Source organism: Klebsiella sp. 28 (assembly GCF_018223905.1).
Classification (GTDB): domain Bacteria; phylum Pseudomonadota; class Gammaproteobacteria; order Enterobacterales; family Enterobacteriaceae; genus Klebsiella; species Klebsiella pneumoniae.
In genome coordinates, this window is record NZ_JAGRQY010000124.1 from 1 (window position 1) to 11,136 (window position 11,136).

Annotated in this window: 9 protein-coding genes and 1 pseudogene; 6 read left to right on the plus strand and 4 right to left on the minus strand. The window is 62.7% G+C overall.

What is annotated here, in order from left to right:
* From KHQ28_RS20425 to KHQ28_RS20435, 3 genes are all read left to right on the plus strand, one after another.
* A partial coding sequence (locus KHQ28_RS20425; protein WP_040213552.1) for an ABC transporter permease subunit occupies positions 1–952 on the plus strand: 952 nt, incomplete at its 5' end.
* Entirely contained in the window at positions 952–1,584 is a 633-nt protein-coding gene (locus tag KHQ28_RS20430) for an ATP-binding cassette domain-containing protein (protein WP_032419075.1), read from the plus strand. The genes KHQ28_RS20425 and KHQ28_RS20430, both read left to right, overlap by 1 nt.
* A gap of 93 nt (positions 1,585–1,677) precedes the next feature.
* Entirely contained in the window at positions 1,678–2,985 is a 1,308-nt protein-coding gene (locus KHQ28_RS20435; RefSeq protein ID WP_032419076.1) for a sulfurtransferase, read from the plus strand.
* 51 nt (positions 2,986–3,036) lie between these two features.
* Here the strand turns inward: KHQ28_RS20435 and KHQ28_RS20440 are convergent, their stop codons facing one another.
* Positions 3,037–3,660 carry a CDP-alcohol phosphatidyltransferase family protein gene (locus KHQ28_RS20440; RefSeq protein WP_002901398.1) on the minus strand — a complete coding sequence of 208 codons (624 nt, stop codon included), beginning with the start codon at positions 3,658–3,660 and terminating at the stop codon, positions 3,037–3,039.
* An 86-nt stretch (positions 3,661–3,746) separates the two neighbouring features.
* Here KHQ28_RS20440 and KHQ28_RS20445 point away from each other — a divergent pair, with 86 nt between their 5' ends.
* Positions 3,747–4,157, plus strand: coding sequence for a pyrimidine (deoxy)nucleoside triphosphate diphosphatase (locus tag KHQ28_RS20445; RefSeq protein ID WP_002901395.1), 411 nt, complete (start codon positions 3,747–3,749; stop codon positions 4,155–4,157).
* Positions 4,158–4,339: 182 nt separating this feature from the next.
* The gene (gdhA, locus tag KHQ28_RS20450) at positions 4,340–5,683 is read left to right on the plus strand and encodes an NADP-specific glutamate dehydrogenase (RefSeq protein ID WP_004176526.1); all 1,344 of its coding nucleotides are present in this window, start codon (positions 4,340–4,342) and stop codon (positions 5,681–5,683) included.
* A 43-nt stretch (positions 5,684–5,726) separates the two neighbouring features.
* Here the strand turns inward: gdhA and KHQ28_RS20455 are convergent, their stop codons facing one another.
* The 3 genes and pseudogenes from KHQ28_RS20455 to selD form a co-directional block, all read right to left on the minus strand.
* A complete protein-coding gene (locus KHQ28_RS20455; RefSeq protein WP_032419077.1) occupies positions 5,727–6,707 on the minus strand; it encodes an NAD(P)H-quinone oxidoreductase in 981 nt (326 codons plus the stop codon).
* Positions 6,708–6,886: 179 nt separating this feature from the next.
* Positions 6,887–8,833 carry a DNA topoisomerase III gene (locus tag KHQ28_RS20460; RefSeq protein WP_009486072.1) on the minus strand — a complete coding sequence of 649 codons (1,947 nt, stop codon included), beginning with the start codon at positions 8,831–8,833 and terminating at the stop codon, positions 6,887–6,889.
* A 34-nt stretch (positions 8,834–8,867) separates the two neighbouring features.
* Positions 8,868–9,830, minus strand: a pseudogene (gene selD / locus KHQ28_RS20465) (selenide, water dikinase SelD); the annotation flags it as partial.
* A 225-nt stretch (positions 9,831–10,055) separates the two neighbouring features.
* Here selD and phoC point away from each other — a divergent pair.
* Positions 10,056–10,802, plus strand: coding sequence for an acid phosphatase PhoC (gene phoC / locus KHQ28_RS20470; RefSeq protein ID WP_032419079.1), 747 nt, complete (start codon positions 10,056–10,058; stop codon positions 10,800–10,802).
* Positions 10,803–11,136: the final 334 nt, after the last annotated feature.

An 11,136-nucleotide genomic window follows, 5' to 3' on the forward strand; every position in this document is an offset into this window, starting at 1 on the left:
GGCCACCACCGCCTGGAGCCTGTCGGCGGTAGACGTCGCCCTGGTGCTGGGGCCCGGCAATCCGCCCACCCTCGCCGTGCTGGCGTGGCAATGGTTAAGCCAGGGCGATGAGCTGCAGCAGGCCAAAGGGGCGCTGGCCAGCCTGCTGCTGATGGCGATCCTCGGCGGGCTGGCGCTGGTCGCCTGGGGCGGATGGCGGCTACAGCGCCAGTACCAGCCCGATCTGCACGGTGTTCGTCACCCGCATCCTCATGCCCTGCCCGGCCGCCTGCTGGCGGCGCTGCTGCCGCTGAGCGGTCTGCTGGGCGCGCTATTGCTGGCGGGGCTGGCGCGCTCGGCGCCGCCGCAGATGGATGCTCTGGGCAACAGCCTTGGGCTGGCGCTGGCGGCCTGCGCCCTCGGCGCGGCTGTCTGCCTGCTGTGGCTGGCCTGCGGCCCGGCGCGAGGCGATGGCTGGGTCTGGCTACCGCTGGTCCTGCCGGCCCTGCCGCTGGCCGACGGCCAGTACCGGTTGGCGCTGTATGCCTGGCTTGACGGTGACTGGTGGACCGTCCTGTGGGGCCATCTGCTGTGGGTGGTGCCCTGGATGCTGTTTATTTTGCGCCCGGCCTGGCGCCAGCGCGATCCGCGGCTGACGGTTGTCGCCCGCACGCTCGGCTGGGGATCGACGCGTATTTTCTGGTTGCTGACCCTGCCTTCGCTAACTCGCCCACTGCTGACCGCCCTGGCGGTGGGCTTCTCAGTGAGCATCGCGCAGTATCTGCCAACGCTATGGCTGGGGGCTGGCCGAATTCCGACGCTCACCAGCCAGGCGGTGGCGCTCAGCAGCGGCGGCGAGGCGCAGACGCTCGCCGCTCAGGCGCTGTGGCAATTATTGCTGCCGGCGGTATGCTTTACCCTGACCGCTCTGCTGGCCTGGCTGGCAGGCCGCTATCGACGAGGACTTCGCTAGTGCTAACCGTAAACCATCTGGCTCTGAGCGTGAGACGCCAGCCGCTGCTGCGGGAGGTCGCCTTTTCGGTAGCCCCGGGGGAGGTGCTGACGCTGATGGGCCCCTCCGGTAGCGGGAAATCAACACTGTTTGCCTGGATGATTGGCGCCCTGTCCGGCGATTTTCGCGCCCGAGGCGAACTGTGGCTCAACGAACGGCGTTGCGATACGCTGCCGACAGAGCATCGGCGCATCGGCATTCTGTTTCAGGACCCGTTACTGTTCGACCATTTCAGCGTCGGGCAAAATTTACAGCTGGCGCTGCCGGAGAACGTGCGCGGCGAGGCGCGAAAAACCGCGGTGGAGGAAGCGCTTAGCCGCGCCGGGCTGGCGGGCTTCGCCCCGCGCGATCCGGCCACGCTCTCCGGCGGGCAGCGGGCGCGGGTGAGCCTGCTGCGCGCCCTGCTGGCGCGCCCCGAGGCATTGCTGCTTGATGAGCCCTTCAGCCGCCTGGATGCCAGCCTGCGCGCCGGGTTCCGCCGCTGGGTCTTTGAAGAACTGGCCCGCCAGGCCATTCCGGCGATCCTGGTGACCCACGATCGCGAGGACTGCCCGCCGACGGGGCGCTGCCTGGCGATGGAGCGCTGGCAATGAAGGACAATAGCGTGCAAACCTGCGTTACCGCAAAGAAATCGGCGCCTGGCGAGTGGAGAATACGCCCTCCACTTTTTACCGTCGGGCATTTCGATGAAACGTGTTTCTCAATTGACCGCACTCGCCCTGCTCATGGGGCTTGCTGCTTCCACTACCTGCGCCGCTGAAACCATGCCAGCGCTCACTCTCTCCCACCTGCAACAGCAGCACGGCGTGGCCATCGACACCCGGCTGAGCGCTTATTACAACGGCTGGCCGCAGCGCGCCAACGGCCCGGAAGGCCATGAGCCGCAGGCCCTCAATCTTTCCGCCCGCTGGCTCGGCGCCATGAGCGACGATCAGCTCCGCGCCTGGGCTAAGCAGCACCAGCTCCAGTCCGATACCCCCATCGCGCTGTACGGCAGCCCGGAGGATAACGTCAGCGTCGCGGCGCGGCTGAAACAAACGGGTTTCACCCGGCTCAGCACCCTGAGCGATGCGCTGAGCCAGACCGACCGTCTGCAAAAGCTGCCGCACTTTGAACAGCTGGTCTACCCCCAGTGGCTGCACGACCTACAGCAAGGGAAAGCGGTCGCCGCCGCCCCGGCAGGCGACTGGAAAGTGTTTGAAGCCGCCTGGGGAGCGCCGAAGCTCTATCTGCTGAGCCATATCCCTGGCGCGGGCTATATCGATACCAATGAGGTGGAGAGCGAACCGCTGTGGAATAAAGTGTCCGACGCGCAGCTGAAGGCGATGCTGGCGAAGCACGGCATCCGGCATGACACCACGGTGATCCTCTATGGTCGCGACGTCTACGCCGCAGCGCGGGTGGCGCAGATCATGCTGTACGCCGGGGTCAAAGACGTGCGCCTGCTTGACGGCGGCTGGCAGACCTGGTCCGACGCCGGGCTGCCGGTAGAGCGCGGTATGCCGCCGGCGCAGCAGCCGGCGCCTGATTTCGGCGCGCCGATCCCCGGCCAGCCGCAGCTGATGCTGGATACCGAACAAGCCCGCGGGCTGCTGCATCGTCAGGACGCCTCGCTGGTCAGCGTCCGCTCGTGGCCGGAGTTTATCGGCACCACCAGCGGCTACAGCTATATCAAGCCGAAGGGCGACATCGCTGGCGCCCGCTGGGGCCACGCCGGGAGCGACTCCAGGCACATGGAGGATTTCCATAACCCGGACGGCACCATGCGCAGCGCTGACGATATCGCTACCCTGTGGCGCCAGTGGAACATTCTGCCAAGCCAGCAAGTGGCGTTCTATTGCGGGACCGGCTGGCGGGCCTCGGAAACCTTTATGTATGCCCGCGCCATGGGCTGGCCGCACGTCGCGGTGTACGACGGCGGCTGGTACGAATGGAGCAGCAACCCGCACAATCCGGTGGCCCGCGGAGAGCGCGGCCCGGAAAGCAGTCAGTAACTCGCCCCGCCTCAGCGCGTCGCCCTTTGTCGGCGACGCGCGATACCCCGTTTACGCTGTGGTCGTTACCCGCTTTAAGGTCTGGTAGCCACTGCAGATGCGCGTCGCCGTCGTCAGCCAGCACAGCGCGCCAAACAGCCACGCCAGCCAGGCGAAATGCGCCGGAAACAGGCAGCCGAGGACAAACAACAGGATGGTCTCCGTCCCCTCCGTCAGTCCCCCGAGATAGTACAGCGATTTATGGGCGTAGCCGGGATTGGCGATCTGGTGCCTGGCCGCCAGGGCGGCAAAAGCGAGAAAGCTGCTGCCGGTGCCGATAAAGGCAAACAGCAGCCAGCCGCCCGCCAGGGCATTGTTCAGCGGATCCGCCAGAATAAAGCCGAACGGCACCAGGGCGTAAAAGAGAAAATCCAGCGCAATATCGAGAAAGCCGCCCGCGTCCGTGAGCCCGCGCCGCCGCGCCAGAGCGCCGTCCAGGCCATCCAGCAGGCGGTTAAGGAGAATGGCCGCCAGCGCCGCGCCATACCACCCCAGCGCCAGAAAGGGCAGAGCCAGCACGCCGATGGCAAAACCAACCAGCGTCAGCCCGTCCGGTGAGATGCCGGGGCGGTCAAGGGCGCCGGCGACAGCGTTAAGCAGGGGTTTAAGGCGCGGATGCAGGTGGCTATCAAGCACGAAGGTCTCCAGCAGGGTTGGCGGTTGTCAGTTACGGTCTATGGCGGTGATAATAGGCCATATTCGTCTTATTAACCTTGATGCTTATGCTAAAAATGATTGATGTTGTCGCCGCCATTATTGAACAGGATGGCCAGATTCTGCTGGCGCAGCGTCCGCCCCACGCCGACCAGCCGGGGATGTGGGAGTTCGCCGGCGGCAAAGTGGAGCCGGGTGAAAGCCAGCCGCAGGCGCTGGTCCGCGAACTGCAGGAGGAGATGGGCATCATCGCCCGCCCGGCTTGCTATATCGCTAGCCATCAGCGGGAGGTCTCCGGCCGCCGGATCCATCTGCACGCCTGGTGGGTGCCGCACTTTCAGGGCACGCCGCTGGCCCACTATCACACTCAGCTGCGCTGGTGCCTTCCCACAGAAGCGCTGGCCCTCGATCTCGCCCCGGCCGATATTCCTCTGCTGCACGCCTTTATCGCCCAGCGCCCCACCCTTTCCGTCCGCTGATCCGCCCGCCGCCTCGTCATCGCTTTTAGTTATGACGAGCGGGCAATTATAAATTTTGTTGTCGGCTCAATTTTTCCTTGCTTGCCTAAGGATTAGCGGTGTTATAGTCGGAAAATCGGTTTTTTCAAGGACCGAATCATAATAAATACATGCAACCACAACCATAAGGGGAACTGATATCTATGGATCAGACGTGCACTCTGGAAGGCTTTCTCACCCGCGTTCAACAGCGCGATCCTCATCAAACCGAATTTGCTCAAGCCGTCCGGGAGGTGATGACCACCCTGTGGCCTTTCCTTGAGGAAAATCCGCGCTATCGTCAGCTTGCTTTGCTGGAACGTCTGGTGGAACCGGAGCGCGTGATCCAGTTCCGCGTGGTGTGGGTGGACGACCGCAATCAGGTCCAGGTCAACCGCGCGTGGCGCGTGCAGTTCAACTCGGCCATCGGCCCGTATAAAGGCGGGATGCGTTTTCACCCGTCGGTTAACCTGTCGATTCTCAAATTCCTTGGCTTCGAGCAGACCTTCAAAAACGCCCTGACCACTCTGCCGATGGGCGGCGGGAAAGGCGGCAGCGATTTCGATCCTAAAGGCAAGAGCGATGGCGAAGTGATGCGTTTCTGCCAGGCGCTGATGACCGAACTCTATCGCCACCTTGGCCCGGATACCGACGTACCGGCGGGCGATATCGGCGTCGGCGGTCGCGAAGTCGGCTTTATGGCCGGAATGATGCGCAAGCTCTCCAACAACAGCGCCTGCGTCTTCACCGGTAAAGGACTCTCCTTTGGCGGCAGCTTGATCCGTCCGGAAGCCACTGGTTACGGCCTGATCTACTTCACCGAAGCGATGCTCAAACGTCACGGCCTCGGCTTCGAAGGCGCTCGCGTGGCGGTTTCCGGCTCCGGCAACGTCGCGCAATACGCCATTGAGAAAGCGATGGAGCTTGGCGCGCGGGTGGTGACGGCCTCCGACTCCAACGGCACCGTCGTTGACGAAGCGGGCTTCACCAAAGAAAAACTGGCCCGCCTGATCGACATTAAAGAGCGTGCCCACGGCCGCGTGGCCGATTACGCCCGCGAATTTGGCCTCACCTATCTTGAAGGCCAGCAGCCGTGGTCAGTGCCGGTGGATATTGCCCTGCCTTGCGCGACCCAGAACGAACTGGACGTCGATGCCGCCCGCCAGCTGATTGCCAATGGCGTCAAGGCCGTGGCGGAAGGCGCCAACATGCCGACCACCATCGCCGCAACCGACCTGTTCCTGGAAGCTGGCGTGCTGTTTGCCCCGGGCAAAGCGGCCAACGCCGGCGGCGTGGCGACTTCCGGTCTGGAGATGGCGCAGAACGCCGCGCGCATGGGCTGGAAAGCGGAAAAAGTGGATGCCCGTCTGCATCACATCATGCTGGATATCCACCACGCTTGCGTGCAGTACGGCGGCGAAGCGAAGCAGACCAACTACGTGCGCGGCGCGAATATCGCCGGTTTCGTGAAGGTTGCGGATGCTATGCTGGCCCAGGGCGTGATTTAACCTCCCCTAACTCCATCCCGGCGGCAGCCCGCCGGGATGCGTCTCACGACGTCATCGTGATCACCACTTTCCCCAGATGCTGACCACTGTCCAGACAGGCATGGGCCTCGGCAATCTCCGCCATCGGGTAGCTGGCGTAGATCAGCGGCTTGCATTTCCCTGCCTCTAGCAGCGGCCAGACGTGGCGGCGCAGCGCCTCGGCAATCTGTTGTTTCTCCGCCGCCGTCCGGCCGCGCATGGTCGAGCCGGTGACGGTGGCTCGCTTGAGCATCAGAGTCTGAATATCAACCTCATGAGCGATTCGCCCGCCCATAAAGCCGATGATGACCAGTCGTCCATCCTTTTTCAGTAGCCCAAGGTTGCGGTTAAAGTAAGGGCCGCCAACAATATCCAGAATGACATCCACCCCTTCATCGTTGGTCAGCTGGCCGATTTTCTCGGCAAAATCATCGGTTTTGTAGTTAATCGCCGTAGCATAGGGACGTAGCGCAGCAATTTTTTCGTCCTGGCCGACGGTGGCATAGACGGTCATCCCCAGCGCGTGGCACAGCTGGACCGCGGTGGTGCCAATCCCGCTGGCGCCGCCGTGGACCAGAATGATTTCGCCAGGCTGCAGCTTACCCAGCTGGAAGACGTTCGCCCAGACGGTGAAGAAGGTTTCCGGAATGGCGGCCGCTTCGCTAAAGCTGAGGCCCGCCGGGATCGGCAACGTCTGGCCTGCCGGCACGGCGCAGTATTCGGCATAGCCGCCGCCGTTGGTCAGCGCGCAAACGCGATCGCCGGGCATAAACGCTGTGACCTGCGCGCCGACCTTAACAACCACGCCCGCCACCTCGAGGCCGGGCACGGGGGTGACGCCCTCAGGCATGGGATACAGACCCTGGCGCTGCAGAATATCCGGCCGGTTGACGCCCGCCGCCTTCACCTCAATGAGCACCTCATGCTCCCCGATGGTGGGGATCTCCCCTTCGCGGATCTGCAATACCTCCGGGCCGCCCGGTTGGCTGATAGCAATATATTTCACGGGTCCTCCTTATCGCCTGTGAGAGAAATGGGGCATCGGCATCAGGAAAAGCGCAGCGGGCATCCCCTGCTCAGGGGCCCCGCGTCCAGGCTCTTCCCGGCTGTTTAGTGTAGACCATTGGCCTGACTGGCGGAGAAGCGGTGGCCGCGGGGTAACTCATCCTCGCGACCACCGGCGGGTTACTGCGGCGGCGGCGCGGTATCGTCTACCGCTTTTTTGCCTTTCGGCTTCCCTTTACCTTTGCTGAACGACTTCTTCGCCCCGCCCGGCCCCACCAGGCCGCGGAACTGACGCACCGGCGTGCTGCGCGCCTGATCGATCAGTTGATACAGCGTCCCCACCAGCGGCTGCATAAAGTCCTGATAGCGGCACTGTTTCTCGCTGATCTGCGTCAACACCGACTCCCAGTGGGCGGTCATGTCCGGTCGCCCGGCCATCTCCGGCAGGGAATGAATGAGCGCCCTGCCGGCCTCCGAAGAGTGGATATAGCGCCCCTTTTTGCTCAGGAAACCACGCTTGAAGAGCAGCTCGATAATCCCTGCGCGGGTCGCTTCCGTGCCGAGGCCGTCGGTGGCGCGGAGGATCTTCTTCAGATCTTTATCCTGCACGAAGCGGGCAATCCCGGTCATCGCCGACAGCAGCGTGGCGTCGGTAAAGTGGCGCGGCGGCTGGGTCTGACGCTCCACCACCTCACCCCTCTCGCACAGCAGTTCATCGCCTTTGGCCACCACCGGCAGCGGCGTGCCGTCGTTCTCTTCATCGCGCTCTTTGCTGCCAAGCAGCGTCCGCCAGCCCGCCTCGGCCAGAAAACGCGCCTTGGCGACAAACTTGCCGTTGGCGATCTCAAGATCAATCTGGCATTTGCGGAACACTGCGTCAGGGCAGAACTGCATCAGATACTGGCGGGCGATCAGGGTGTACACCTTCGCTTCGTTATCGGTGAGCTTCACCTGGCTGCTGCGGGCGGTTGGGATAATCGCATGGTGCGCGTCGACCTTTTTATCATCCCAGCAGCGGTTGCGGATCTCCGGATCCACTACCGGCTGCGGCAGCAGGTCCGCCGCATGGACGGCAATCGCATTCAACACCGCATGGCGGCCAGCGAAGTGCTCTTCCGGCAGATAGCGGCTATCCGAACGCGGATAGGTGATGAGTTTGTGGGTTTCGTACAGCTTCTGGCAGATATCCAGCACGTTCTGCGCGCTGAAGCCGAAACGTTTGGCCGCCTCAATCTGCAGCGCCGACAGCGAGAACGGCAGCGGCGCGGGTTCGGAATCGCGCTTATCGTTATAGCCGGTCACGATTGCCGGCTGGCCTTCGATGCGCTTAACCACATGCTCGGCCAGCGGACGATGCAGCAGGCGCCCTTCTTCATCCTGGTAAGGTTCGCAGGCTTCGCTCGGCACCCAGGTGGCGACAAAACGCTCCTCCTGCGGCGTGACGATATGCGCCTTCACGTCGAAGAAATCTTTGGCGACGAAATTTTCAATCTCTTCATCGCGACGGACCACCAGGCCAAGTACCGGGGTCTGCACCCGCCCCACCGAGAGCACCCCCTGATAGCCGGCGTTGCGCCCCAGCAGGGTGTAGGCGCGGGTCATATTGATGCCGTACAGCCAGTCGGCGCGGGCCCGCGCCAGCGCCGACACGCAGAGCGGCACGAACTCGCTGTTGGCGCGCAGACGGTTGATCGCCCGCTCCACCGCCTGCGGGTTGAGATCGTTAATCAGACAGCGCTGCACCTGCTGACGCTTCTCTGGCGCCAGCTGCAGGTAGTCGAGTACTTCGTCCACCAGCAGCTGCCCTTCTCTATCCGGGTCGCCGGCGTGGATAACCTCCTCGGCGTCGCCGAGCAGGCGCTTGATGACATTCAGCTGTTTGGTGACCGAGGGCTTTGGCTGCAGCTGCCATTTCTCCGGCACAATCGGCAGATCGTTGAGATTCCACCGGGCATAGCGGCTGTCGTAGATGTCCGGCTGCGCCTGCTCCAGCAGGTGGCCGATACACCAGGTGACCACCTGCCCGTTGCCGCACTCAATATAGCCATCGCCTTTGCGGTGCGGTTTAGGCAACACATCGGCGATAGCCCGACCGAGACTCGGTTTTTCTGCAATAAACAACCGCATCGAATCAACGGATCTCGATCATGGGTCGCCCGCCCGCGGCGGCCTGAACTTCCGCCTCCGCCTCCGGGGTCACCGCCAGCAGCAGACCGCCGGAGGTCTGCGGATCGCACAGCAGATCCCGCCACTCCGTCGGCATCTCGCCCATGAGATGGCCGTAGCTGGCAAAGTTGCGCCCGGTGCCGCCCGGCACCGCGCCGGCGGCGATATAGTCCTCCACCCCCGGCAGTTTCGGGATATCGGCATAGCGCAGCTGCGCCTGCACGCCGGCCCCGCGGCACACCTCGCTGAGGTGGCCGAGCAGGCCAAAGCCGGTGACGTCGGTCATCGCCTTCACCCCGTCGATGGCGGCAAACGCGGCGCCGGCGAGGTTCATCTGGTACATGGTCTCCGTCGCTAACCCTTGATGCTCTGGCTTGAGCAGCGATTTTTTCTCTGCAGTGGTCAGTACGCCGATCCCCAACGGTTTGGTGAGATACAGTTTGCAACCCGCCTGGGCGGTGCTGTTTTTCTTGATGCGCTCGGTGGGCACCACGCCGGTGACCGCCAGACCGAAGATCGGCTCCGGGGCGTCAATGGAGTGGCCGCCCGCCAGCGCGATCCCCGCCTGCTGGCAGGCAAAGCGCCCGCCCTCCACCACTTCGCGAGCGATTTCCGGCGCCAGGGTGTTGATCGGCCAGCCGAGGATGGCAATCGCCATAATCGGTTTCCCGCCCATAGCGAAAATATCGCTGATGGCGTTGGTGGCGGCGATGCGGCCAAAGTCGAACGGGTTATCGACAATCGGCATAAAGAAATCGGTGGTGCTGACGATCGAGGTGCCATTACCGAGATCGTAAACGGCGGCATCATCGCTGGTTTCGTTGCCGACAAGCAGGTTTGGGTCGACAAACTTCGCCTGCTCGCTATGCAGGATAGTTTCCAGCACTTTCGGGGAAATTTTACAACCACAACCGGCTCCGTGGCTGTATTGCGTTAAACGAATGGCTTGCTCGCTCATGGACATCTCCTGTCATTGCAATCCCGCTATGTTAGCGCCCAAACGCCAGGGTGGTAAGTACGACAGTCTGAAATCGCGTATGGTTGCTCATTAAGCAGACAAAAAGCCGTTTTTGCGAGACACGGCAATTTTTTCCCGACCATTTTCACTTTTACTTAAAGATGACAGAAATGTGACAGCACAGGACTGTCTTCTCTGGAATGATTATGACGTAAGGAAATTCTAATGAAAAAGCGTGTTCTTGCCCTTTGCCTGGCCAGTTTCTTCTCCGTTAACGCCTTTGCTCTGGTTCCCCCCGGGAACGATGTCACCACCAAGCCCGATCTCTACTATCTGACCAATGCCCAGGCCATCGACAGCCTGGCGCTGTTGCCACCACCACCGGCGGTGGGCAGTATCGCATTTTTAAACGATCAGGCGATGTATGAGCAAGGACGTCTGCTGCGCAATACCGAGCGCGGGAAGCTGGCGGCAGAGGATGCCAACCTCAGCGCGGGCGGCGTAGCCAACGCCTTCTCCAGCGCCTTTGGTTCGCCGATCACCGAGAAAGACGCGCCGCAGCTTCACAAACTGCTGACCAATATGATTGAAGACGCCGGCGACCTGGCGACCCGCAGCGCGAAAGAGAAATACATGCGCATTCGCCCGTTTGCGTTCTATGGCGTCTCCACCTGCAACACCACCGAACAGGACAAGCTGGCGAAAAACGGCTCTTACCCGTCCGGGCATACCTCTATCGGCTGGGCCACCGCCCTGGTGCTGGCGGAGATCAACCCGCAGCGGCAAAACGACATTTTGAAGCGCGGCTATGAGCTCGGCGAGAGCCGGGTGATCTGCGGCTATCACTGGCAGAGCGATGTCGATGCGGCGCGCATCGTCGGCTCCGCGGTGGTCGCTACGCTGCACACCAACCCGGCCTTCCAGCAGCAGTTGCAGAAAGCCAAAGACGAATTCGCGAAAAGGGAGAAGTAACGTCATCGCCGTTGCATTCCCGGATGCGGCGCCTGGCGCGCCTTGTCCGGGCTACAAAAACCGCGATTGATTCGAATGGTAGGGGTTGTAGGCCGAGTCAGGTGCGAGCCGCCACCCGGCATAGATGCGGCTCCGAGCCTGCTGCCATCGCCCGGCGGCGCTGCGCTTGCGCGGCCAGCCGGACGGTTCCCTCTCCCTCCGGGAGAGGGCCAGGGTGAGGGGAAGCACTGCAGTGTGGTTGTTTATGTTATCTGTGGCTTCAGCGTAGTTTGCGCTCCCGGTTAATCGTCTGCGTTATGTCACTCATGGCGCCGGGAGCGCACAGGGGGCGGCC